We start from the raw sequence: 25,907 nt of genomic DNA, 5'->3' as shown, positions 1-25,907 counted from the left end.
TCAGTCCTTTCTATACAGGAAAGCCCAAGTGTCACATGTGTGGCACTTGGGCTTTTTTATCACCTGATTTTTTATCACCGATAAATATTTGTTTATCAAGAATCATGGTGAGTAATGGGCTTCCCATTATTGAACTCATCCATAGTGACCGCTTTGCTCACATAATAGCCTTGGCCCAGATCGCATTTAAAGTTCGCTAACATTTTCCATTGCTCTCTAGTTTCTATGCCTTCTGCCAGAACTTTAATATTAAGCTTGTGCGCCATGGCAATAATAGCCTCAACAATTTTTCGATCGTCTGGGTCGCATTCTAAATCCATGACAAAACTGCGATCAATCTTAAGCAAATTAACTGGAAGGTTTTTAAGCTGGGAGAGTGAAGAGTAGCCTGTTCCAAAGTCATCGATGGCGATACATATTCCCATATCTTTAAAGGTCTGTAGCAAGTTTCTTGCTAAATGAACATCCTCAAGAATAGACGTTTCAGTAATTTCGAATCCAATCTGGTGTGCTGGTACTTGATACTTTTCCAGTAGCTCTTGCACCAAAATGACGAGGTGAGGGTCTGCTAATTGTCGAGAGGCGAGGTTAATATGCAACAAAATATCTGCTCTGTTTTCTATTCTCCGTCGAGCGAGATAGGCGATGCTGCTTTCTAGTATCCAGTAGCCTAATTCTACGATTTGCCCTGTGCTTTCCGCCAATGGAATAAAGTCATTAGGAAAAATGAGGCCTTTTTCCGGATGATTCCAACGAATGAGCGCTTCAGCACCAAAAATATGGTTTGTGTATAGATCGAATTGTGGCTGATAATATATTTCGAATTCATTTCTTTGCAGCGCAAGTGATAAGTCATTTTCCGCTTTTATAAGGTTGTGCGTATTAACCTTCATGTTCTCGTTATAGAAGGAAAACTGATTTTTCCCCTGTAATTTGGCTTGATATAGCGCCATGTCAGCATTTTGCATTATGCTAACTAAGTCGTCACCATGTTCAGGAATAACGGCAATACCCAAAGAGGTACTTAATATATATTCTCTGTTATCCATTTTTATAGGAGCGTGGATACTTTGTAGAATTCGGTTTGCGTGTTCTTCAATTTGAATCTCATTACTTACACTGCCTAAGAATATACCGAATTCATCGCCTCCTAAACGAGCTACTAAGTCAGAGGTGCCTTTTAGTTTATTTAATCTATCACCAACAATAATGAGTACTTGGTCACCAACGTCATGACCTATCGTATCGTTAATACGTTTGAAGTTATCAAGGTCAAAATATATAAACGCGGAAACTTTTTTATATCTTTGATTACTCTGTAGGATTTTAGGTAGGTTATCTTGTAAAAAACGACGGTTTGGAAGCCCTGTTAATGGGTCCTTATTGGCGAGAGTTTGAAGCTCCGCTGTTTTTTCTTTGACAAGAGTTCTAAGTTTTAAGGGTTGAATTAATATCGCGTACAGTGCGATGCTCAACAGGAGCGAAGCGATGAAACTCACCGCATAACCTGTCACTCTTCTATCGTCTAGTTGCTCATCAAGTGCCTTACTTATTTTTAGTGTCCATGTACCGACAGGTAAAATAAGCTCGGTCGATGCTTGAATATCCGACAGAGGGGTAAGGGAGTTTGATAGGGTTATCGTCTTCTTGGTTGCCGCATGCTTTCTTGATAAGTTGTATTGGTAGCCTTCACTTTCAAGGCGCTTTAGTTGAGTGGATTCTAGCAAATCATCTAAATAAATTACCGCAGAAGCGAATCCCCAAAAAAGCTCTTTTTGGGTGCCTTTATTCAAAAAAATAGGCGCACGACTAATAACGGCCACACCTCCTTGAACCAAGTTAATAGGGCCAATAACAAACATTTGATGGTTTCTAATAGACAGCATAGCTTCTTCTTTAAAGCCAGGTGTTGAGATGACGTTAAAACCTATGGCGTCTTCATTTCCTTTCAGGGGATAAATATCAGAAATAATGCCGTCTGGCGCAAGCTGCAGATTTTCAATACCGCCAATAGACTCGATCAGCTTGTTTGCATAAGTAGGAAACCACTCACCGTTGCCGCCATTTTGTTCCACTTCATAGGCGAGAATTTGAGCCGAGGTAAAGGCTGACGAAAGACGCCTTTCTAGAACGGAGGCTTGCGTACGAGACAGGCCGCTTAAAAGCGACTGCTGTTGGTTGATAATGGATTTATTCGTTGATTGGGTCCAATAAGCCCCAAAAGACGCAATGGCGAAGAAAGCTATTAGGGAGATAATCAAGGCGGAAGGTTGCTTAAACTCTGCTTTCTTCAACGATAGATCCTTTCTTGGTGAATTAATAGATAAACAAAATCATACACATAAATTCTTACAGGGTATTTATTATTTTTGTAAGTTAGGGGCACTGTTACGTGATTATGTAAGAATTAATGTAACAATTTTTTGAATGATTTATAGACACTATAGATGAAGTAGAAAAATAACGTCAAAACATAAAAAAAGCCACGGTATATGAGATAAACACCATGGCTTCAGTAACACTGTAAGCTTTTACGCTAGTGCTAAAAATAATCCAGCTATAGCAATTAGACTACCTGTTATGCGAGTTACGATAGGTGCTTGGAAGCGAGCAACTGCCATACCAAAACCAATACCAGCAACATGCAACAGCGCCGTTGCAGCAGCAAAGCCTAAGGCATATTCTGCACCATTAGCGTTAAGAGGCATCTCTAAACCATGAGCAGCACCATGGAATAGCGCGAACAACCCTGCTATGCCGGCACAAGTGACAACAGAGAAACGTGCAGCACCGATCAACAATGCACCCATTAGAATGACGGATAAAACAATACCTTGCTCAATGAAAGGTACTTGTACGCCAGCGACCGCTAAACCGCCACCAATTAACATAGTGCCAACAAAAGCCGCTGGTACAGCCCACAAAGCTCGACCGCCAAGGCTAGCAGCCCAAAGACCAATGGCCAACATAGCCAATAAGTGATCCAAGCCCCCCATAGGATGCATGAAACCCGTCATGAAGCTTGTTGCATGTTCATGTCCAGGGTGAGCGAATGCAAGAGCTGGTATTGCAGCAAGAAGTGCCGCTAATGCCATTTTAAGCGTAGATAAACGCATGGTGTCGTCTCCAAAGAAAGAAATATAAGTATGAATAAGACCTTACAAACGGTCTTCTCGAAACCACCGCTCTTGCGGCTGGAAGCGAGGATTCTAACATACCCACAGTGAGGGTAAATTGAATCCTATTGGTATTCCTTAGCGAATTATTCAGCTTTTCGTGAAATATGGTGATAAATTAACCGACACTTTTGGCATTGTTCGGTTAGAGAAATGCTTTCATTAGAAAACTTGGAAACTAAAACCGTTGGTGGCGTGTTTATCACCATGGTAGCGGGGCATTGCTGAGCAATAAATAAAAATAATAGGAGCTGGTTTATGGCTGGTGGTTGGGCGCAAGATGGTGCGGTGCAAGATCAAATAGACGCAACGGTCGACTCTGAAGTAGAGCGTGCAAAAAACAGTATGCCAAAAGGTGAGAGTCTGACTCATTGTGAAGAATGTGATGCGGTGATCCCTGAACCTCGTCGTAAAGCTATTCAAGGTGTGCGTTTGTGCATCCAGTGCCAATCTGAGCAAGAGAAACAAGGTCGTTCTGTTTTGTATAATCGCGCAGGCAGTAAAGACAGCCAGCTAAGATAATGACTTATCTCATTTGTTAACGAGAATTTCCCCTGCTTGGATGCCTTCAATATGGTAAGGTTTCGTCTATCTAAAAGGGCACTTGAACCATGGGTCGAATGCTCCGTTTCTTTCAGAATAAATAAGGATGAGGTTGTGGTAGACACTTACTCAACAGAAGTAAATAAATTAGAAAAGTTACGTGCGGCTTGGTTGCCAGCAGTGGAGTTTCTTTTTGGCGAAGCCGTTGAAGAAGCCAAATTTGATGGCTTTGAAGTGTGGGATGACATAGCCAAGCCAAGCGCAGTATTTGCGCACCCTGATGAACCATATCGTTACAAGATCCACATGCCAGCCAGAGTATTCAGTAATGATGTCATGCTGTTAGCTGATGTTATTCAAGAGATGGTGCGCGGCCAATATCCGGTAGGTTATGACGGTGCGACAACGCCTGCTTTGTGTGAAGGTGTTGCTGTGTTTGGTGCTGTTACGGCGATTAAGCAAGTGTTTGGAGAAGAGTCCGTCGACTCTTACTTGAATGCGCTTAAAGAACAGGCTTTTTCTTACTATGATGCTTTTTCTTATGTTGCCGTCTTGCTGGCAGAAGATCCGCAAGCGATCAAGAAACTGCGAGGTGTTCAGCCTTTCTTGTACAAGGTAGAAAGAGCCGATTTTGAAACAGCACAAGTAGAAATAGATCGTAAAATCACAGATATCCTCTTGCTGGCGTTTCGTGCTTAAGAAATACTCTTGGACACAAGAAACAAAAATGCCGCGTGATCGCGGCATTTTTATTAGCTAACTTAGAGGTAGCAGACCATTAACTTTTTAATTCAGACAATTGAGTTCTTTTAAGGTATTTTCTAGTGCTTTGTCTATTGGGGTAAATGGCTCGTACCCTAATTGTTGAATAAGTTTACTGTTGTCCATGCGTATCGTGTTTTGCCAAAGGTATTTCATTTCCATCAGTTCTTTTAGTGTTTGATTGAATGGCGTGAGAAAACGTATTTGCCACCAAGGAAATGCGCAAATATTTGGCGTTCTCCCCGTGTTTCTTTCTACTACTCGACGAATGGATTTTGCCATTTGCACTCCATCCTCATCCCAAAAACCATTCATATGAAATGTTGAAAAGCTGTCTAATGTGTCACGAGTTTCAATTAATTTAAGCATGACTTTAGCGACATCTGGTAAGTAAGCCCATTGGTGGCCAACATTAATTTCAGATGGATTGCTGATGTTTTTTATTGCTTGATTTGGCTTGATTAATCCTTGAGAAAACCAGCTGTTCGCAGAGCTTGCTCCAAAAAAATCCCCTGCTCGAACTATGATAACTTTCCCTTCTGAGTTTGCAAAATCTTGTAAACGGCGTTCCATTTCAACCCTGATGCGACCTTTTTTTGTGGTAGGGTTTTGTGGAGATGTTTCATGAAGTACAGGAAAAGCATCGGGCCCATAGTTATAGATAGTGCCAGGCAGAACAATACAAGCGCCCGTTTTTTTGGCAACCGCAATAGTGTTATCTAACATAGGTAAAACCAAGGTCTCCCAGTTTTTATAGCCTGCGGGATTAACACCATGGAGGATGATTTGACAGTCTTCAGCCGCGGCTTCCACATCGGTTTGATTGAGTGCATCGCCTTCGAACCAAGTAATATTCTTCTTTTCCGGCATGGTATGAGCACGACGTTTGAGTGCATTAATGTACCAGCCTGCATTGCTAAGTTGATTTGCTACTTCGCTGCCAATGCCTCCTGTGGCGCCTAATATTAAGGCTTTGTTTTGCTTTAATGACTGCTTCATTTTACTTCTCCAAAATTAAGTAGATTGATGAAGCAAGCTTAGATATTCTTTTAGTTGAATGAAATTGATGAAAATAATAGGGCGGCTATACATTTTTGTATGAATGAAAATATTGGATGGGAGTTATACAGGTCATTTCTTAGTGTCATGCAGGAAGGGTCCTTATCGGCTGCGGCACGTGCGCTTGGTTCCACTCAGCCTACTATTGGACGGCATATATCTGAGTTAGAACGAGTATTGAAAATGACGCTATTTGTCCGCACTCAGGGGGGATTAACACCTACTGAAGCTGCAAACGCTTTATTGGCGCCAGCAAGTGAAATGGCAAGTATTGCTGAAGCTATTGAGCGTGTAGCGAGTTCGCAGTTTGACGGTATTCAAGGCACGGTGCGAGTCACAACCAGTGACGTGATTGCCATCGAAGTGCTACCAAGCATTTTCGCTGACATCGCGGAACGACTACCGCAGGTTGAGATCGAGTTGGTTTTGTCTGATAAGGTGCAAAATTTACTCAACCGAGAAGCCGATATTGCAATACGCTTATTTCGTCCGACACAAACTCAATTAGTCGCACGACGTATTGGCAATATAGAAGTTGGCTTTTTTGCCCATCAAAATTATTTAAACAAGCATGGTGTGCCTATGACACTGGAGGATCTTGAAAAGCATCGTTTAATTGGTTTTGATCGGCTGACTGACTACATCCGAGCAGTAGTCAAAACATTACCTTTTTCTGTTGAGAAGGATAGTTTCTGTTTTCGCACCGATAGTAATGTGGCGCAACTCGCTCTAATTCGGGCTGGTGTGGGGATAGGTATTTGTCAGCAAGGTTTAGCCAAGCAAGATGATAACCTGGTTCGTTTATTAGCAGATGATTTTTGTTTTGAAATGGATACTTGGGTGACCATGCATGAGGATCTAAGAAAAAGCCCAGCTTGCAAAGCTGTCTTTGATCAACTTGTTACTGGTTTGCTAGGTTATGTGGATTAGTCAGGGAAAAAGCTTAGCTTGAAGCAATGGAAGGTCTTACGCGGGGAGTATATAGCCCAACATGTTGTCATGTTGGGCTATATTGAATGTTAGCTTTTTAACTCAGACAGCTCTTCGCTGAACCAAATTTTGCGCTTAAAACGTGGGTTTTTAGAAGACATATCGATCTTGTAAGGATTCGGCTCGTGAGTTTGTGGCAAATCAAGAATGTTGCAAAGCTCTTGAGCAAGCCATTTCTCTACCTTTAGTACGACCATTTTCTTACGTAGACGGCCTTGCTCATCACGGTTCAAAATCGTAGGTAGGGTGTTTAGCGTTAAAATTTCACCGATCGCAGGATGCGCCATACGCTCACGTCCTTCATCGCTGGCATAAAAATGCGATACCGCAAACACCATACGCTCAGGATTGATCTGCTGTAAAAATTGGCATGACTTCACAACAGTAGAGCCTGTGCGAACCATGTCGTCGAACAATACAATGCTCGCACCATCCAGACCGTCGAAAGTATGTTCGCTTTCTTTATGAAGCGTGATTTCTACTTTGCGTTCAGCTGTGCGATCTTTATCAAGCATGATGAATTTTGCTTTGCTAAGACCCAGTGTTCTGAACATTTCTTTAACGAAGTCGCGGGCGCCTTTGTCTGGTGCGCATAGCACCAAACCTTCACCGTCTTCGCCATAGTTCAAAATGTTTGAATTCAATAAGTAATGAGCGTAAATCTCATAAGGGATTAAGTTATGGAAATCGCCTTCAAAGACGTCATTAAAGATCTTTTGCACAGAATCAGAATGGTTATGGATGGTCATTACCGTATCCACACCAGACAGCTTCAATAGTTGTGCATAAAGCTTCGCAGTGAACGGCTGTCCGTCAAACTTCTTAACATCGTTGATGTCACGCTCGAAGCTGGTTTCACCTAGGCTTTGATGAGGGCCACGGTCTTGTGCGCTGTAGAATAAATCTGGTTCAACCAAGATAACGCGATCAGCACCATTTTCTTTTGCGGCGCGAGCGATAATTAGGTTGGACATGGCTAATTCTTGGCGGCTTTTTACATGACTGCCAGTACTGACGATAATGACAGCTTTACCCTTAAGTTTGCGGCCAATGTTTTCGAAATCTGCTTCGTCAGAAATAAAACGAGGGCAAAATTCAGAGTTCATGAATTGCTTCATACTGATCAGATCAGCGATGTCTTCGTGCTGGCCCATTGCATAGGCAACATCAATAGCAAAGGGATTATCAGAAGAGTTACTAACAACTACGACATTAGTTGACTGGCTGGTCGACAAAGTCATGAGGTTTCCTTAACTAAGGGTATGGGAATTTGCGCTGATTTTAATACTTGTGGGCGTATTTCGATAGGGCTGATTGAGGAAAAAGGCATTTTTATGTCGATCTAATGAAGCCTTACTTTTTCTTTAGCCAAAAACGAAGGGAAAAATTAACTCTATCGTCAGTAATGATAGGGATTCTCAGTTGTGTCCGCTCTCTAATAAGTGCCTTTTTACTAGAAACATTATTCCATTTGCATTTCGGGTAAGTGGTTAGCTATTGGGTGGTCCAAAGTAACGCTGTATTTTTTACGAAACTGCATGGGGGCGACATCAAAGCTTTGTTTAAATTTTTTAGAAAAATAGGCGGAGCAGTTGAATCCACTTGCGTAGGCAATATCGGCGATTTGTCGGCTAGTTTCGGTTAACAATAGTGCTGATTGTCTTAGCCGATAATTCAATAAGTAGCTGTTAGGAGAGCTGCCCAACGTATTACGAAATATACGATAGCACTCACTTTCACTAATGCTTGCTGCTTGGCTGATATCGGCAATGGAAATGCGTTCATCATAATGGCCATGAATAAAATTGAGTAACGTTTGTACTCTTCTTTCATTCGTTCTCGAAGCATTCTTTGAAGAGGTGATGTCTTGATGGTTCGTACAGAAAATATGCCAAAATTTCATTAAGGCTATATTCATATAGAATTCGCGATCAGAGCGCTTCTCATCCCATACCTTGAAAGCACTCGCTAACTCATGAATGACTTGTTGGTGCCAGGCTTTTTCTGTAGAAAATTTATAGAACATGAGTTCTTTGTTATTAATAACCGGAAGTACATGCTTTTTATAAATGAGCCCAAAATCGCCACCCCCGAGTATTTTCGGGCTGAATACCACATTGAGTATACGGCAATCTTCAGTTCCATGGTTCGTCAGCTTGTGTAGGGTGTTCGCGTTGATAAAGATCATTTCACCAGTTTTTACAATGTCACTGGTATTGAGACATTCGACTTTAGTAGCCCCTTCGATAACCAATACGACTTCAATTTCATCGTGCCAATGCCATGGAACTTCGCCACCAAAAAAATGGGAAAAACGTTCGTCATAAGATCCACAGGGAAAGTCATGGCTACCATGAGTAGTCAGTTCTTTGCCATTTTTTTCTGTTTCAATTTTATAAATTTGCATGGCATCACTTAGTAAAGTTGTTTGGTGACGTTGTTTCGATAGAATCGTTATATTTTAAGGAAGTATATATCTATATTCAAAATCAATTAGGCAGTATTGTTTTAAAAAATCATATATAGGTCAAGATTGTCATGCTATTGCTTTTTATTATTTACATCGCTTTTATCAGTTTAGGATTACCTGATGCTGTACTTGGGTCATCGTGGCCAGTAATGAGAAACGATTTAAATGCCTCGATGGAATTTGCGGGTGTCATTTCTCTCATTATTAGTGCTGGTACCGTTCTTTCTAGTCTTTATGTGACAAAAGCAATTAACTGTTTTGGGATTGGAAAAGTCGTCGCAATCAGTGTTTTGCTGACAGCCATCGCATTACTTGGTTTTAGTATGTCCAATGTGGCTCTAGCGCTTGTATTTTTGGCTATTCCTTTGGGTCTTGGGGCGGGTGCAGTGGATGCTGCATTAAACAACTTCGTGGCTTTGCATTACAAAGCTAAACACATGAATTACTTGCATTCATTCTGGGGCGTGGGGGCGACGGCAGGTCCACTATTAATGGCGAATTACCTGACTCTCAATGAAGGCTGGCGTGATGGCTATGTAACAATCGCTGTAGTGCAATTTTTGCTCGTTATTTTACTCTTTTCCTCCTTGCCACTGTGGAAGAAGTTTGTTGTTAAATCTTTAGAAAGTAATGACACTGGTGGTGCGCTAGTGTCGAATGCGACCGCCTTGAAAATAAAAGGTGTTCCATTGCAAATGGCGGTGTTCTTTTGCTATTGCTCAATAGAAATGAGTACTGGATTGTGGGCGGCAAGTTATCTCACGACACAAAGAGACGTTTTGGCTGCCGATGCCGCGTTCTGGGTCGCTATGTATTATTTGGGGATTACGGCTGGGCGGTTTGCCTGTGGCGTCATTGCTGAAAAAATTACTGAAGAAGCTCTAATAAGAGCTGGCGTGTTCATTATATTATTGGGTTGTATATTACTGGCTCTGCCGTTCTTTGATGGACTTGCAAAAATGGGCTTGATATTGATTGGACTCGGTTGCGCACCTATCTTTCCTAATACCCTTCAAATGACCCCAAAACGTTTTGGCTCGGCTGCATCACAAACCATTATAGGCTTATCTATGGCCTCCGCTTATATAGGAATTATGATAGTTCCGCCAGTGCTAGGTGGTGCCGCAACAGCCTTCACTTTCGCGTCATTGCCGGTGATATTAGTCTTTCTTTCTGTCGTTATATTAGTGACAACTGAGCGATTACGACGTTACAGCAATACTTCTTTACGTTAATAACTAAGAGCGACGTGATGATGAGCTTCGAGAATAAGAAAAGCATTCAGCGACAACAAACCATACTGCTGTTGTTAGCATTGGATGGAAAAGTATTCTCTGAGACGTTAAAGCAGCGATTTAATGTGTCGGATAACATCATTTACAACGACATGATTTATCTAGAAAAAGCGGGTTTGTTAAAACGTATTGACGCTGGGGCTGTTGTTGTAGAAGCGTATTCGGAGCTAGAAGAAAAGTAGTTATTATTTTTTCTTATTCACCGTCAAATTTTAAGAGTGATGAAGATACAGAAATAAAAGCCAAGCCTAACAAAACACCACAAGGCTTGGCTTCAATATATTAATTTTCCTCTAAAAATATCGACCATCGAGCCTCAGACTTCTAATAACTATTTAGAAAAAATTATTTGGCGATACTGTATTTTTGATTTTCCAACATAGCAACCAGTAGTATGTTCGCGCTAGTTGCTGCCTGCTCGCCTAGGACTGGCCAGCTTTGCACTATGCCTTCATGTAACAATAATAACTGAGCTTTTATTGTGGGAATGCCTGCTGCTTCTGTCATCCGTTCTGCTACTTCCTTCTTATGACGCTCTAACATAGACCGAATTGGCTCACTATTTGGATATGAGACAACTGCGTTATGGAAGAGACATCCTTCTGACGAATTCTCATGCATCCATTGACTAACTCTATAAAATATCTCGAATGGGACTTCATCTCTTTTAGCCGATAAATCAGTAAAGAGATGATTGAGATAACGAGCATGACGATACTCTAGTGCCATTATGATCATAGCTTCTTTTGAAGGGCAGTATTTATAGAGTGTGCGCAAGCTAACTTGTGCAGCATCCCGTAACCCATCGACACCCAGTTCGGTAAAACCATTTTTAGCAAAAGCTTGTTCGAGCCCTGCTGCTATTTTCTCATGTGTTTTGTTCATATTTGACAATGTAAAACGATCTCTCTACTATTTCAAGTAGAACGATAGTTTTACTTTTGCTTAATAACAACGAAATTTTTCTTAGTAACGTTTAGTTAGTGCTAGTACAAGACGCTAATTCGATACTTTCTATCATTATTTTTGAGGTGACTTTATGAACATATTGACGATTTTTTCACATCCATTTAGAGATAAATATCCAGCGGCTGTTATGGATGCGTTTCATGGGCCAATCATCAACGCGGGCCATTCAATTGATATATTAGACTTACATCGTGAAGGATTTGATCCCCGATTTACTGAAGAGGATCATGCTTGTTTCTGGGGAGGAGAGCTTCCAGCCGAGATCGCAGAGATGCAGCACAGAGTGGCAAAAGCAGATCAACTTGTGTTTGTTTTTCCTGTTTATTGGTGGAGCATGCCAGCATTGATGAAGGGATGGATTGAGCGAGTTTTTACCGTTGGTTGGGCATACCAATATGGTAAAAGCGTTGAAGACCGCGGCAAAGAAAATCTTAATGGCCTTCTTACGAATCTCCCTACGCTATTGTTAGGAGTGGGAGGTTCAAAAAAAGCGACGTATGAAAAATATAATTATGAAGAAGCCATGAAGGTTCAAATTGACCTTGGAATTTTTTCGTATAGTGGCGTAACGGATGTTGAGAGCCATTTAATTTATGATGTAGAAGGTGAAATTAACGTTCCCAATCGAAAGCAGGGGTTGTTGTTTGCAAAAGAATTGGGTGAAGGTTTTATTGCCCCAAGCCGGAAACAAAGAAACGCTAAGGAAGAGTTCTTGGTGAAAAAATCGTTAGCCTAGCTAATAGTGAAGTTGTTACCTTTTTAAAGTTAAAAGTATGGTGTTTATGAAGTTGTTAGAGGGACGAGTAAACACCATATTTTTCCCAAACAAGCTGACTACCGCGCCTCACATTGTTGATAACAACTCGGTTTCCTCGGGCAAACGGCGCCACGAGAGCAAATCAATCTCGCGTCGTTGTCTATGCCTCGTTCGACCCAGTTGATGTTTAAAATCTTCGCCACACTCATCAGGTCTTTTTTGATGCTTCTCGGAATCTGTGAGGAACCGCCTCTGGTTACGCAGGCTTCCCGTAAATCTGCCGCAATTGAAAGGGCGTCTTTGCCTTGGGCATCAATAGCTGGGTTTAAATCGATGCCGGAGCAAAGTACGTGATTGTTGCCTGCAAGATCTTGTACTTTGATCGATTCACAAGCGTAAATTCGCGGTTCGTCGCCGACATTAAGAATCGATATTTGTGCGGATGTGCCAGTGCTAGGTTCGCTGATTTTGCGAAATACAGACCAGTGCTGACAAGGATCTTCCACCATGCTCATGTTGCCCCAAGGTAAGGGAATACCATTACCTCGATACACGGCTTTGAGTTTACCCGGTGCGTAAGCATCAAAATAATGCCAATGGGGATAAGGCGACGCTGCTGTCATACGACGCATGGTGACCGATTCTGAAACACCCGCCAGTTGCGCGGTATTAATTTCGTAGCCGTTGCGATCCAGCATTTGTCGAAAGGGCACTTTTGGGCAAAGCAAAGCCCCAGCAAAGAAGCTGCATTCGAAGTCTCGCCAAGCGTACAAAATATCCTGAGCATCCATACCAGACGATTGTATTTTTGATGACTTAGCCTGCAATGGGGATATTTCATTTCGCCCTGTGACCAAGACGTTTTTCATGCCGTCTTTGTCGTGCAATACCGTGTGACCAATATGCACTGCGAGATTGTATTTTAATCGTTGTGGTTGGGCTTTCATGATTTGGTTGATGTAAATCGTACTTGGCGGATCAAAAAAAGACGTCACCACATGGCTTTCACTGATGCCCATCTCTTGTAATACCGCTAACGGCGTCTTGCGAAACCATTTAATCTGCAAGCCCATTTGCTTGGTGATGGCAACAATCTCATCAAGGCTTAATGGCAAACGTTTGAGTCCCACTTCTTCCGCCGCGCGTTCTAAATCTGGGAAATGGTTTTGATGGTGTTCTTGGTGAGCGCGAATCAATAGATGGGCAAATTGTCGACCGCTGGTGCCCGTTTGGGAAAGCATCTCTGGAATGGCGATTTGCAGTATTTCTTTGGAAAACAAAAAGTTTGGCTCTAACGCCATGCCATCGATGCCACCACCGGAACCTTTGGAAGGCGTGATGGCCTCTTCTTCCGGAATATCATCTAGGAACCATTCGACTTCTTTCTGAAAAACGCTCGCGATGACTTCTAATACGTCTTCACTGGGGATGCGTTTTCCCCTTTCTATCATGGATAAATAAGACACTGATGGGGCCGATTCTGCGTCTATTTTAATGCACCGTGCCGACAGGTCTTCCATCGTTAAACGGTTGCGTTTACGCAGGTTGCGGATTTTTGTTCCCAAAAAATGGGCTTTGCGATTGAGGCTATTTTTATTTTTCATTTTTGTAAAATTTACACTGTGTAATTCTTATTGTGAAATTTTAGCTTAGACGGGCATAGACTATAAATCAAGCAATCGAAAGAGAGGTCAAGCGAATTGCTAACCCTAAGAATCAGAGTGATAAGAAAAAGAAGGAAAGCGAGATGAATATGCCCCAAGCGAAAAATAACAGTGTGATTCATCCAGGGTTTTGCCACTTCATCAATGAAGAAGTGCTGCCACTTCACGCTATCGAACCAACCAAATTTTGGCGCGACCTTGAGCTGCTGATTGCTGATCTATCACCAATTAATCGTCAACTATTGGCGACTCGTGACCAGATGCAACAACAAATTGATCAATGGCACCTTGATCATAAAGGCCAAGTCATGGACACAAAGGCCTATGAAGCCTTCTTACGTGAGATTGGTTACTTGGTCAAAGTGGGCGATGATTTCACTATCACCACAGCGAATGTTGATGAAGAAATTGCTCACTTAGCAGGGCCTCAATTGGTTGTGCCAGTCAAGAACGCACGTTTTGCGCTGAATGCCGCCAATGCTCGTTGGGGCAGTTTGTACGACGCTTTTTACGGCACGGATGTGATTCCTAAAACAGACGAGCTAGCGACAGGCAAAGCCTATAACCCAGTTCGTGGCGAAGCGGTGATTGCCAAAGCCAAAGACTTTTTGGACGAGGTGTTTCCGCTGGAATCAGGTTCTCACAAAGACGTGATCAGCTACGTGGTTTATTACCATCATTTATTGGCATTTTTCCAAGATGGAAGCCAAACCGGTTTACAGCAACCTTGCCAGCTGGTGGCGGTAAATGGTCAGCGTAGTGAGCCAGAAGCCGTATTACTGAAAAATAACGGCTTACACGTAGAAATCCAGTTTGATCGTAACGGCAAAAACGGCGTGAAAGACCCAGCCAATATCAATGACATTCTTATTGAGTCAGCCCTAAGCACCATTATGGACTGCGAAGACTCAGTAGCGGCCGTTGATGCGGAAGACAAAATTGACGTGTACCGCAATTGGCTTGGCCTAATGCAAGGCACGCTTGAAGCTAGCTTCGAAAAAGATAGGCAGACGCAAACGCGCCGCATGAACCCAGACCGTATTTTTACGGACTTAGACAATCAAGAATACCGCTTACATGGCCGTTCTTTGCTGTTGATTCGCAATGTCGGTCACTTGATGGAATGTGACTTGATGCAAGACGAACTGGGTAACTTTGTGCCTGAAGGCATTATTGATGCGGTCGTAACAAGCTTGATTGCCGCATTAGATTTGCAGCCTACAGCAGGCGAACAGCAGAAAAAAATGAGCAATAGCCGAACTGGCAGTATTTATATCGTCAAGCCCAAGATGCATGGCCCAGAGGAAGTGGCATTTAGTTGTGAGTTATTTGCTCGAGTAGAGCAGATGCTTGGCTTACCAGAAAACACCATCAAGATCGGCATTATGGACGAAGAACGCCGTACGACCTTGAATTTGAAAGAGTGTATTCGTCAGGCGAAATCTCGGGTGTTTTTCATCAATACGGGGTTTCTGGATCGAACTGGTGACGAGATTCATACCAGCATGCAAGCTGGCGCTTTCTTGCCAAAAGATCAGATTAAAACTCAGCCTTGGATTCAGGCTTATGAGAATCGCAACGTCGACATAGGCTTGCAGTGTGGTTTGCCTGGCAAAGCACAAATCGGCAAAGGTATGTGGGCTATGCCAGATGAAATGGCAGCGATGATGGCGGCGAAAGTAGCCCATCCGAAAGCGGGCGCGAATACGGCTTGGGTGCCATCACCAACCGCGGCGACTTTACATGCATTGCATTATCACCAAGTGGATGTGTTTGAAGTGCAGGAGCGACTAAAAAATCGTCCGAAAGCGAGCCTAACAGATTTACTAACCATCCCGACGATTCCAAGCAATTTGACCTTGTCGCAGCAAGTGATTGAACGAGAAATCGAAAACAACGTTCAAGGGTTATTGGGTTATGTAGTGCGTTGGGTTGAAGCGGGCGTGGGGTGTTCGAAAGTGCCTGACATTAACAATGTGGGTTTGATGGAAGACCGTGCCACCTTGCGGATTTCTAGCCAACATTTAGCGAACTGGTTGCTTCATGGTGTGTGCAGTAAAGAGCAGATTGATGAGGTGATGCAACGCATGGCTCGGGTGGTGGATGAGCAAAATATAGCCACAGAAGGGTATCGCCCGATGGCCTTAAATACCAAGAGTTTCGCTTTTAAAGCAGCGCAAGATTTGATTTTTAAAGGCGTGATTCAGGCAAATGGTTATACCGAGCCACTTTTACACGCGTACCGAGTTAAAGCGAAAGCAGCAAATTAATTACCTATTAATAAATTTATCTTAAACAACCTAAAGAGTGAGAAGAACCATGCAAACTTATAATAATAAAACACAGCAAGCGAGCAATACGATCAATCAACAAGGCCCAACTTGGGCGGCGATGAACCCTGAATTCGTAGCGAGAATGCAATTGCAAAACCGTTTTAATACGGGGTTAGATATCGCCAAATACACAGCTAAAATCATGCGTGAAGACATGGCGAGCTACGACAAAGATCCAGCGAATTACACCCAGTCTTTGGGGTGCTGGCATGGTTTTGTTGGCCAACAAAAAATGATTTCTATCAAGAAGCATTTTGGCACCACACGTAGCCGTTACTTGTACCTGTCTGGTTGGATGGTCGCGGCCATGCGTTCTGAGTTTGGCCCATTGCCAGATCAATCTATGCATGAAAAAACGTCTGTGCCAGCGTTGATTGAAGAGTTGTACACCTTTTTGAAACAAGCGGATGCCCGTGAATTACAGCACATATTTAAAGAAATGGATGACGCCAGAGAAGCGGGTGATCAAGTCCGTGAACAAGCCGCTCAGCAGAAAATTGATAACTTTGAAACCCATGTAGTGCCTATTATCGCGGATATTGATGCGGGTTTTGGTAACGAAGAAGCGACTTATTTGTTAGCGAAGAAAATGATTGAAGCGGGCGCTTGTTGTATCCAGATCGAGAACCAAGTGTCTGATGCAAAACAATGTGGTCACCAAGATGGCAAGGTGACGGTTCCTCATGAAGATTTCTTAGCGAAAATTAATGCGGTACGTTATGCCTTCTTGGAATTGGGTGTAGACGATGGTGTGATCGTAGCGCGTACGGATTCTTTGGGCGCGGGTTTAACTCAAAAAATTCCTGTATCACAAACGCCTGGTGATTTAGCCGACCAATACAATGCCTTCATTGATGGCGAGGAAGTGACCTCACTTGCGCAAATGCAATCTGGCGATATGGCAATCAAACTAGGCGAGCGATTAATCAAACCCACTCGTTTGCCGAATGGCTTGGTGCGCTTTAAACCGAATACGGGTGAAGACCGCGTGGTGTTAGATTGTATTACCTCTTTGCAAAATGGCGCGGATCTATTATGGATCGAAACCGAAAAACCACATATTGGGCAAATCGCCGCGATCGTGAATCGTATTCGTGACGTTATGCCAAACGCGAAATTAGTTTACAACAACAGTCCATCTTTTAACTGGACATTGAACTTCCGTCAGCAGGTGTTTGATGCGTGGCTGGAAGAAGGCAAAGATGTTAGCCAATACCAACGAGAGAAACTGATGTCACAAGATTTTGATGGCAGCATGTTAGCCGAGGAAGCGGATGAGCGTATTCGACGCTTCCAGAAAGATGCCGCTGCGCAAGCAGGGATCTTCCATCATTTGATTACCTTGCCGACGTACCACACAGCGGCCTTGTCTACCGATAATTTGGCGAAAGACTACTTCGGTGAATTAGGTATGTTGGGTTATGTGAGAGAAGTACAGCGCAAGGAAATTCGCCAAGGCTTGGCCTGTGTGAAGCACCAAGACATGTCGGGTTCTAACATAGGTGATGATCACAAAGAGTACTTCTCTGGTGAGCAAGCGCTAAAAGCGTCTGGTAAAGATAACACCATGAATCAATTTGCAGTCTGATGAAATGAAATAAGCGTCAGAGTGTATTGATAACAAAGACCAGCAGTCTTCCCCCTGCTGGTCTTTTTATTAGAGGGGCTTGTTCTTCATCTAGCAAACTATTGCTCGCCGAGCGGTTTTTTGCCCAAGCCTAAGCAAAGTCTTGCTCGTTGGTGGTTTTGGTTTTTGCTAAGTTTATGAAAATATTGGCTATTTTTGTTTGGCATCTATATTGCTATTCTGGATGGAGTGTTCAAAAACACGTTTTTACTATTTTATAAATAAGGAATGTTATTATGCCAACGCCATGTTTTATCTCTCTCGAAGGTGAATCTCAGGGTCTTATCACAGCGGGTGCTATGTCTGTCGATTCTATCGGTGACGTGGGCTTGGAAGGCCATGACGACGAAATGCTGGTTCAAAAGTTTGACCACAACGTGACGGTTCCAACGAACCCACAGTCTGGCAACCCATCAGGTCAGCGCGTTCACAAGCCATTCAAATTCACCGTAGCCTTGAACAAAGCGGTTCCATTGCTTTACAACGCCTTGTCTTCTGGCGAAAAATTGCCAAAAGTGGAATTGAAATGGTACCGCACGTCAGCGGAAGGCAAGCAAGAAAACTTCTTCGTGACTTCTTTGGAAGGCGCGGTAATCGTAGACATTCAGTGCGAAATGCCACACTGCCAAGATCCAGCAATGGGCAACTTCACACAAAACGTGACAGTATCTTTGGCTTACCGCAAGATCAATTGGGATCACATCAACTCTGGTACATCAGGTTCTGATGACTGGAGTAAACCAATCGAAGCGTAAGCGGGTATTGGTACGGGCCGCCTGTTCACTCAGGCGGCCTTTTTGCGTATTAATGGTTCACAATTCTTGCGCAATTATCACTGTCTTCGGGGTAGATGATCTGTTCCGAACGTGAATAATGGACTGTTTAAGATTTGGGTTTTACGACTTGTATTCTACGAATTGGATAGACCGTCATAACAAAGGAAACTGGTATGGCTACATTGACGTTTACATTGGCACTCGACGGATTGGAAGAAAACACCCTCGTCGTTCGAGAATATCAAGGGCATGAATCGATCTCCGATTCTCTGCTAAAAGACGGTGCGCCTTGTTATGGCTTCCGTTATCAATTGTCTCTTGCCAGCCGTCAATCGGATCTGTCTGCTGATACCATCGTCGATAAAAACGCCGAGCTACGCCTGTTCCGCAATGGCGAGCTGGTTCAGCGAGTGCACGGCATTGTGCGTCAGTTTGAAAAAGGCGACACCGGTCATAATTTTACCTACTACGGTTTAACCCTCGTTCCCGCCTTAGAACGTTTGTCTTTACGTCACAACAGCCGTATCTTCCAAAAGCAAACCGCCCAAGCCATCATCACCCAACTACTGGATGAGATGGGCATCACGGAGCACCTTTTTACCACTCAAAGAACGCCCCTAGAGCGCGAGTTTTGTGTTCAATACCGTGAGACCGACTTAGACTTTTTACACCGACTAGCAGCCGAAGAAGGCTGGGTCTATTACTTCACCCACGAAGAAGGCAAACACCTTCTGCACTTTGCGGATCAAAGCCAGTTTTTACCTAAGTACCCAACGAACATACCGTACAACGTCTTGGCCGGTGGTGGCTCAGACGATCTTTATATCTCGACGTTAACGCACCACACTCAAAGCTTACCAAGCCAAAGCACGCTGAAAGACTACAGCTTCAAAAAGCCCGATTACCGTTTCTTGCAACAGCAAGATGGCGAGAACATGGATTACCAGCTGCCCAATTACGAACACTTCGATGCGCCAGGGCGCTTCAAGGACGATGTGACCGGCAAAGCCTTTTCTCGTATTCGCTTGGAATACCTACGCCGCAGTGCTCGCACCCTAATGGGAAAAAGCAACCATGCAGGCATTCAAGCGGGCATGAAAATCACCATCGAAGGGCACAACGAAGACACCATCAACCAAGAGTGGCTGCCGGTCTCTGTCGAACACCACGGCACCCAACCGCAAGTCTTGGAAGAAGAAGGCCAATCGGGCAGCACCACCTACAACAATTGCTTTACCTTCATACCTGCTACCACCAACTGGCAAGCGACACCGCAACCCAAGCCCAGTGTCGATGGCCCTATGATGGCCACGGTTGTTGGCCCAGAGGGTGAGGAGATCTTCTGTGACGAATACGGTCGAGTGAAACTGCACTTCCCATGGGATAGATACAGCGAAGCCAACGATCACAGCTCCTGCTGGGTGCGCGTCTCCCAAGGTTGGGCAAGCAATCAACATGGCATGATGGCCATCCCACGAATCGGCAGCGAAGTCATTGTTAGCTTTTTAAACAGCGACCCAGACCAACCGATTGTTACCGGACGGACGTTCAACGCCAAAAACACCCCGCCATACCTTCTACCGGACAATAAAACCAAAACCGTCTGGCGCAGCGACACCCACCAAGGGGAAGGCTTCAACGAGATCTCATTCGAAGACCAAGTAGACAACGAAAAAGTCTATGTCCATGCGCAAAAAGATATGGAAACCGATGTCCTCAACGACAGCATTACCCACATCGGCCACGACCAACACAGACAAATCGACAACGATCGCTTTACACAACTGAACAACAACGACCACCTCTCCATCCATGGCGAAAGTCGCCACAAGATTGGCAAAGACCAAACAATCACCATCGACGGCAGCTTGCAGCAAAAGGTCGGTAAGATCTCAGTGCTAGAAGCCGGTGAAGAAATACACATCAAGAGCGGTAACAAAACCGTGATTGAAGCAGGCGCAGAAATTACCCTCGCCGCGGGCGGCAGCTTTGTGAAAATCGACGGTGGTGGTGTTCATATGGTCGGCGCCGCTATCAACCTGAACGCGGGAGGTGGTGCAGGATCGGGTAGTGGGTTTAGTGAACTATTGCCATTGTTGCCGGGTGGTATCGTTTCGCCCGTCGCACCTGAGAAGCTATTACTCGCTCCACATAGTCCGAGCATGAAGGCAACTCTTCCTGCTGTTGCTGAGTTGGATTTACCAATGATGGAGCTCTGCCAGAGGCAGGCTGACGGAGCCTGCGCAAAAGCAGACTGTACATGTATTCGGGGTGTATAACATGAACGACACTCAACATTATCTTGTAGTCGACGCAATTCGTGTAACCGAAGCCGCACAGATTTGCGCCAAGCACGAAATTGAATATGGCAAGCTCTATTTGGGCACTCAGTGGCAAGCGCAAATAGACAATAGCCCGCTATGGATTAAGCTTCATGAAGAAGATGCTGTTTGGCAGCAATGGCAAACTGATAAGCGATGGGCAAGCAGCAGCCTCTGTTTTGAATTTGACAGAACCTTGCCACAAGCTGAGGTGATCAAGTCACTGCAACAGCATATTACCATCACCTCTGAAGACGGACGTTTATTGCTGTTTCGGTTCTATTCACCGAAATCTCTTATGGCCGTTTTGCCGCATTTAGATTCGACTCAAATATCTACGTTGTGTGGGTTAGCCCGTGAATTAAAGGTTTCTCCATTGGTAATGGGGTCGGAAGCTCTATTGCCTCTAACCAATCCGTCTGATTCTCCGACCCTAGCACCACTCATGATTAGCAAGGAATTAGCTGAGGAATTATTATCGTGACCCAAATTCATATGATTAAAAAGGGAGAGACACTCTCTTCATTAGCAAAGTTGTACAATACAGACGTTACGACCTTGCAGGAACTTAATGCTGAGCAGATAAAAGACATTAACTTAATTTATACCGGTGATGAATTGATTACGCCGGAAGAATCAGCTGCTGCTCAATGGGAATCTCAAGACAAAGAAATTGAAAATACACTTCCGAATACTCTGATTACACAGTCTGAGTGCAGCAAAAACGTAACTTTGGTTGATGTGCTATATGTTCCGTCTATTCTTGGCGAACGGGGAAAATCTGAGCAGAAGTTTCTTTTTTTGGCTCAGGAAGCTGTCGATGCAGTAAAAGCAGAGCATGATGTTTGCGCCAAAGCGGTCGCAATGCCGGACAACGTCTCTCGTGTCGCTGAGATGGGGAAATTAGGCGTTCTTGATGCTTTTAACAGTTTGTCTCACGAAGTGTTTTTGCGAATGAATGACAGCAAAGAAAATAGCAAGGACGCAGATAATTATCGAGAGGCCTTGTTTATAAAGGCTCTGTTGAGTAGGCAAGTTGAAATTGAGCCGGAAAACTTAACCTTTCCTGAAGATAACCGGGATATTGGTGTCAGCGGTATAAAGCGTAAATTAGAGATTAAAGAGCGGCTACACAACAGGCAAGAAGAAACTCTAGAAAGAATATTTCGTAATCGCTACGGAGAAAATTATCTGCAACTGCCTAATGCGGCAGAAGAGAATAAAGTCGCGCGTACTAATCTAAAAAACCGGTATCGCAGAGCTTTAATTGGCTTGCTTCATGATGTCTTCGAGGATGTTGAAGACAAGGTGGCAGATTATGAAAAAAAAGCCAAGAAAATCGCAAAGTCCGTCAAACTTGCCCAAGGGGAACTCAACTATGAATTTTCCGAGTTCGGTTATTACTCTTCAGCGAAGGGGTCAGCTGTATTTCAATTGCTGAATACAGTACGCGAGTACCGCCAGCGTGCCAGCATCGATGTGCCTGCGGATATTAAGGATTTAAAATCTGATACAGAGATTGTCGATTTGGATCGGGTTGAAGAATTCTACAACCTGTGGAAAAGCCATAGTCACGAGATTATAGTGAAACGTCTATCCGATAGGAGTACGGCTAATTGGTATATGAGACGTACAGGATATTCTACTGATAGGTTGAAACGAGACTTTATTCACTACAATGTCGATTATCCGACACTGATGTCACACATTGTGGGGTTGAATCTACTTTCCGTGGCGGTAAAAGAGCAGTGCCTGACGGAAGCTCAGCTATTGAGCGGCAAAGCCGAGGTTAACCGTATCCGTGAAAAATTTGAAAACCAAACCTCAACCTTAAGTCAACTGAAGTCTGTATTGTCGAAACTCAAAGTTGATACGTTAGGGTATTATCCAGCGTATGTATTGCAATTATTGATCGTACGTGAAGTGGCTACAAGGATTAAGGACTTCAAAGATTTGGTCGGTAAGAACCAAGAGTATGTGGCACAGGTGAGCGATATGTTGCCCTATGCACATCAATGCCAGGCTCGTATTGATTCCTTGAGAGAAAAAGCAGAACAGCAGAAGAGTAACTCATTGCCTCTTTACTATAGGGTAGAGGGGGCCAAATTTGCTGGCCAAGTTTTAGAGCAGCAGCCAATGCAGCTCATCTGGGATGAGCATGACTATCAGCCGGAAGATCTAACTAACCAGTTGTATGCGACTAACAGTAGTGCGCAATGCCATATTGTTGAATGTGCATTAGCCAGTGAGCCAAATAAACGCCTGTATATTCGTTCCAATCATGCTGTTCTGAGTGACAAGCTATCTCAGCATAAAAATTGTGTGGTGGGTTATCAGTTTTCTCCGATCGGAGGTGCGACTGGTGATGGCAATATGAAAGGCGATACCTCTTCATTTGTTGATATGAAAAAGCTTGATGCGAGCTTAGAGGCCAAGTACGGCACTGTTTTGACTTGGTCCGGAGGTAAAAAACTGGCCGATGTTGATGATGTGGCTTGTTTCCCATGGTTTAAAGAAGACGTCAATCTGTTTGGTGTGGAAGGCAGTGCGGACTTGAGTGCATCGGCGCAGTTTATGAGGTTTGTCTGGTCTGGTCAGGGTTCTGCCTCATCAAAGGAAGAGCTTATTACGGGGAACAGCAAAACTGACGGCAAATATGAGCTGAAAATGGGGCTAAATGCGGCGGCCGGACAAAGCAATATGACGCTGACATTGCCGAAAAAAGAAATGTCACTTAAGTTGCCATATATACATGGCGGTATGGATGCCAGTAACAATGCACTGCCGGAGACCAAGCAAGAACGTAATATTGGCTCTTTTCAGGTGCTCATAACTGGCGCTGTTTACGGTTCGATAGCGGCAAGCCTGAACCTTTCGACAGAACTGGATGTTGGCAATACAGCCAACGGTTTGTTCGGGGTGCGGGGAACCACACCGACAAGTTCGGGTTTTGCTAACTTTTCTGCGGGAGATGAACCTGCCAAGGTTGAAGGCAAAGCGTTTGCAGGGTTAGAGGTCGGAGGTTCGGTGAATTGTGCGTTTAATTGGAAGCCGACCGCGACAGATGCCAAAAACTTGAACTTGAACCTGAATCCGAATCACCCTTTTTTGAATTTATTTAAAGTGGGCGGCGGCGTGCGTGGAACCTTGGGTATTGGTGCAGAATGCTCCTTTACTCTGACGTTCAACGGTAGTCGGTTTATTGTCATTTTTAATGCTGGAGTCACCAAAGGGATTGGTTGTGGTGGGAAAATCTCAGCCGAACTGAATCCGCAGAACATTGAGGCCTTTTTGAGCCTGTTATTGTCAATTACCAACAGCAATAGCTTTAAGCGGTTTGCTTTTTTTGATGAAGAAGGCCGAGACGATGAAACATTTAAAGCATTAAATACCGTGATGACGGTAGCTATCTCATATGGTTTAGGGGTAGGGGTCGTCACGATGTTGCCGTTTAAGCTGATTCGTGAAATGGAATCGCGAGCGCAGGAAGAAAAGAACGCTGGGTTTGTGGCAAACTTCATCAACAACAAAGACTATGCCGACAAAAACGCTTTATGGATCAAAAACGCACTGCCGGAAACATTATCGAAACTGTTAACGGTACTGACGCATTATCATGATATTCCTGACCATTGGTATAACTGGGCATCTGAACAAGAAGCGAATTCACTGGCAGAGCAAAACGCCGCACAGAGTAATGCCATACTACAGATTTTTAAATGGCTGGGAGCTGAATCGACAATCCCTAAAACAGAGCAACTGGATCGCTTTGAAAATGCTGTGCAGCGGATGTACCTGAAAGATCCGACCTCTTTAGACCCAGGTGAAAAATGGGAGAAATATGCAGAAAATCTGCTGAGGGTGAGGCGTTTTTTTGCTCTGGGTGTAAGAAATAAATATGAGTACACATTGGGAGAGAAATTGAAGAGTAAAAAATATGATCAGTTAACGTCTGAGAATTATAGGGGGTTCATCGAATATATAGAAAGATTAACTAATCGGACTCGTTTATATCAAAAAATTAATCGTATAACTGCCGCTGACTTTGAGTTATTGAGGGTTTCTGATTATCAAGCTTCAGATGATGCAATTCAGATGAGGCAACAAGGGTATAAGGAGTTTGATTGGAAGTGGGATTGGAGTGCTTTAAAATGAAAAAAATAATTAAATATCTTTTAAGTTGTCTTATTGCATTATCGTATGAAAGCTTTGCTGCAACAGTTGATGAAGGGGTTGATTTATTTAATCAGCAAAAATACAAGGAAGCTCTACTTGTATTTGAGCCACTGGCAAAACAAGGCGATGCCAGAGCGCTGTTTTGGTTAGGGGTCAGTCAGTTTCAAACCGGTGAACAATATGAAGCGGCTTCCACGCTTCTTCAAGCGGCAGAGGCTGGAAATCCTTGGGCGATGCATCTAATGGTGCCAAGTTATAATAAAATCTGCGATTATTTAGGTTGGCCATGCGATGAAGGTTGGATGGATAAAGCCATTGCTGAATGGAAAAAAAGAGCTAATCAAGGCGATGGAAAAGCCATGTATGCGTTACTGCGCTGGGGTGAAAAGCCGTGGTGGGCATATGTGCCAATTTTGAAGCAGAAAAAATACGGTGAATTGGTGGAAGAAGCTGTTAAAGCTGGTGGTTATAAAGCAGCTAGTTATAACATGTACATACCAATTGAGATGGAAAAAAATATTGAATTACTAGATTACGAAGCGCAGAAAGGTTATGCGCCTGCCATGATGGATTTACACTATATTAGAGACTCTAACACTGATGACGGTCTTCAACTAGCAAAACAGGCGCTATCCCTTGGTTATGCTTCGGGGGCATTTTCTCTCTATTATTATTTTTCAAGACAAGTATCGGAGGTAGAAACTGAGGCTGATATTCAAAAAATGTCCAATCGAATGAGACAAAATTATAAGCGAGCTTATTATTATTCGTTGATTGGAAAATATTTTGGTGAAAGCGATAGGGCATATTTTATTAATCAAAGGGTAATCAATAATAAAGGTGAAGAGGTTTATATGAGCGTTTTATCAGATGATGAGGTGAGAGAGGTTGAATCTAAAGCAAAAGAATTTACCAAAGATCTTTCTATAAACATGTTCATAGATGATTCGACTGTAGGTGAGCTTGTTGCACGGTGATTTATTAGAGAG

20 protein-coding genes are annotated in these 25,907 nt (G+C 43.5%); 13 read left to right on the top strand and 7 right to left on the bottom strand.

The window, feature by feature from the left end:
* Positions 1 to 95: 95 nt before the first annotated feature.
* Entirely contained in the window at positions 96 to 2,294 is a 2,199-nt protein-coding gene (locus JSY38_RS05085; protein ID WP_205115650.1) for a bifunctional diguanylate cyclase/phosphodiesterase, read from the bottom strand.
* Positions 2,295 to 2,531: 237 nt separating this feature from the next.
* Complete coding sequence (locus JSY38_RS05080) at positions 2,532 to 3,116, bottom strand: HupE/UreJ family protein (protein ID WP_205115649.1); 585 nt, start codon at positions 3,114 to 3,116, stop codon at positions 2,532 to 2,534.
* A gap of 318 nt (positions 3,117 to 3,434) precedes the next feature.
* On the opposite strand from JSY38_RS05080, the gene JSY38_RS05075 reads away from it, so the two are divergent.
* Together JSY38_RS05075 and JSY38_RS05070 are read left to right on the top strand one after the other, a co-directional pair.
* Positions 3,435 to 3,698, top strand: a complete 264-nt coding sequence (locus JSY38_RS05075) for a DksA/TraR family C4-type zinc finger protein (RefSeq protein ID WP_205115648.1) — start codon at positions 3,435 to 3,437, stop codon at positions 3,696 to 3,698.
* A 135-nt stretch (positions 3,699 to 3,833) separates the two neighbouring features.
* Complete coding sequence (locus JSY38_RS05070) at positions 3,834 to 4,418, top strand: hypothetical protein (RefSeq protein ID WP_205115647.1); 585 nt, start codon at positions 3,834 to 3,836, stop codon at positions 4,416 to 4,418.
* 87 nt (positions 4,419 to 4,505) lie between these two features.
* Here JSY38_RS05070 and JSY38_RS05065 read toward each other — a convergent pair whose 3' ends face one another.
* The gene (locus JSY38_RS05065) at positions 4,506 to 5,480 is read right to left on the bottom strand and encodes an NAD-dependent epimerase/dehydratase family protein (RefSeq protein ID WP_205115646.1); all 975 of its coding nucleotides are present in this window, start codon (positions 5,478 to 5,480) and stop codon (positions 4,506 to 4,508) included.
* 99 nt (positions 5,481 to 5,579) lie between these two features.
* On the opposite strand from JSY38_RS05065, the gene JSY38_RS05060 reads away from it, so the two are divergent.
* On the top strand, positions 5,580 to 6,470 hold the full coding sequence (locus JSY38_RS05060) for a LysR family transcriptional regulator (protein WP_205115644.1): 891 nt from the start codon (positions 5,580 to 5,582) through the stop codon (positions 6,468 to 6,470).
* 89 nt (positions 6,471 to 6,559) lie between these two features.
* Here the strand turns inward: JSY38_RS05060 and JSY38_RS05055 are convergent, their stop codons facing one another.
* A complete protein-coding gene (locus JSY38_RS05055) occupies positions 6,560 to 7,771 on the bottom strand; it encodes a phosphoribosyltransferase family protein (protein ID WP_114410709.1) in 1,212 nt (403 codons plus the stop codon).
* Between the two features lie 221 nt (positions 7,772 to 7,992).
* Entirely contained in the window at positions 7,993 to 8,937 is a 945-nt protein-coding gene (locus JSY38_RS05050) for an AraC family transcriptional regulator (RefSeq protein ID WP_205115642.1), read from the bottom strand.
* A 131-nt stretch (positions 8,938 to 9,068) separates the two neighbouring features.
* Between JSY38_RS05050 and JSY38_RS05045 the strand changes: the two genes are divergently transcribed.
* Together JSY38_RS05045 and JSY38_RS05040 are read left to right on the top strand one after the other, a co-directional pair.
* The gene (locus JSY38_RS05045) at positions 9,069 to 10,235 is read left to right on the top strand and encodes an MFS transporter (protein WP_205115639.1); all 1,167 of its coding nucleotides are present in this window, start codon (positions 9,069 to 9,071) and stop codon (positions 10,233 to 10,235) included.
* 17 nt (positions 10,236 to 10,252) lie between these two features.
* Positions 10,253 to 10,477 carry a DeoR family transcriptional regulator gene (locus JSY38_RS05040; RefSeq protein ID WP_205115637.1) on the top strand — a complete coding sequence of 75 codons (225 nt, stop codon included), beginning with the start codon at positions 10,253 to 10,255 and terminating at the stop codon, positions 10,475 to 10,477.
* Between the two features lie 163 nt (positions 10,478 to 10,640).
* Here JSY38_RS05040 and JSY38_RS05035 read toward each other — a convergent pair whose 3' ends face one another.
* Positions 10,641 to 11,180, bottom strand: coding sequence for a TetR/AcrR family transcriptional regulator (locus JSY38_RS05035; protein ID WP_114410713.1), 540 nt, complete (start codon positions 11,178 to 11,180; stop codon positions 10,641 to 10,643).
* A 154-nt stretch (positions 11,181 to 11,334) separates the two neighbouring features.
* On the opposite strand from JSY38_RS05035, the gene JSY38_RS05030 reads away from it, so the two are divergent.
* Entirely contained in the window at positions 11,335 to 12,000 is a 666-nt protein-coding gene (locus JSY38_RS05030) for an NAD(P)H-dependent oxidoreductase (RefSeq protein ID WP_114410714.1), read from the top strand.
* A gap of 98 nt (positions 12,001 to 12,098) precedes the next feature.
* Here JSY38_RS05030 and JSY38_RS05025 read toward each other — a convergent pair whose 3' ends face one another.
* On the bottom strand, positions 12,099 to 13,625 hold the full coding sequence (locus tag JSY38_RS05025; protein WP_114410715.1) for a DUF3612 domain-containing protein: 1,527 nt from the start codon (positions 13,623 to 13,625) through the stop codon (positions 12,099 to 12,101).
* A 143-nt stretch (positions 13,626 to 13,768) separates the two neighbouring features.
* Here JSY38_RS05025 and JSY38_RS05020 point away from each other — a divergent pair, with 143 nt between their 5' ends.
* The 7 genes from JSY38_RS05020 (at position 13,769) to JSY38_RS04990 (ending at position 25,895) form a co-directional block, all read left to right on the top strand.
* Positions 13,769 to 15,955 carry a malate synthase G gene (locus JSY38_RS05020; RefSeq protein ID WP_205115635.1) on the top strand — a complete coding sequence of 729 codons (2,187 nt, stop codon included), beginning with the start codon at positions 13,769 to 13,771 and terminating at the stop codon, positions 15,953 to 15,955.
* A gap of 49 nt (positions 15,956 to 16,004) precedes the next feature.
* Complete coding sequence (locus JSY38_RS05015; protein ID WP_114410717.1) at positions 16,005 to 17,606, top strand: isocitrate lyase; 1,602 nt, start codon at positions 16,005 to 16,007, stop codon at positions 17,604 to 17,606.
* Positions 17,607 to 17,881: 275 nt separating this feature from the next.
* Positions 17,882 to 18,400, top strand: a complete 519-nt coding sequence (locus JSY38_RS05010) for an Hcp family type VI secretion system effector (RefSeq protein WP_205115634.1) — start codon at positions 17,882 to 17,884, stop codon at positions 18,398 to 18,400.
* A gap of 194 nt (positions 18,401 to 18,594) precedes the next feature.
* Positions 18,595 to 20,700: a type VI secretion system Vgr family protein gene (locus JSY38_RS05005; RefSeq protein ID WP_205115633.1), complete on the top strand. Its 2,106-nt coding sequence runs from the start codon at positions 18,595 to 18,597 to the stop codon at positions 20,698 to 20,700.
* A gap of 1 nt (position 20,701) precedes the next feature.
* The gene (locus JSY38_RS05000) at positions 20,702 to 21,226 is read left to right on the top strand and encodes a DUF4123 domain-containing protein (RefSeq protein ID WP_205115632.1); all 525 of its coding nucleotides are present in this window, start codon (positions 20,702 to 20,704) and stop codon (positions 21,224 to 21,226) included.
* On the top strand, positions 21,223 to 24,897 hold the full coding sequence (locus tag JSY38_RS04995) for a LysM peptidoglycan-binding domain-containing protein (RefSeq protein WP_205115631.1): 3,675 nt from the start codon (positions 21,223 to 21,225) through the stop codon (positions 24,895 to 24,897). The genes JSY38_RS05000 and JSY38_RS04995 overlap by 4 nt, the downstream gene beginning before the upstream one ends.
* Entirely contained in the window at positions 24,894 to 25,895 is a 1,002-nt protein-coding gene (locus JSY38_RS04990) for an SEL1-like repeat protein (protein ID WP_205115630.1), read from the top strand. The genes JSY38_RS04995 and JSY38_RS04990 overlap by 4 nt, the downstream gene beginning before the upstream one ends.
* The last annotated feature ends 12 nt before the right edge of the window (positions 25,896 to 25,907 follow it).

It is taken from the genome of Marinomonas foliarum, from assembly GCF_016906065.1.
GTDB classification, from domain to species: domain Bacteria; phylum Pseudomonadota; class Gammaproteobacteria; order Pseudomonadales; family Marinomonadaceae; genus Marinomonas; species Marinomonas foliarum.
Note: the sequence above shows the minus strand (reverse complement) of the source record. Positions and strands in the feature narration are given on the sequence as shown.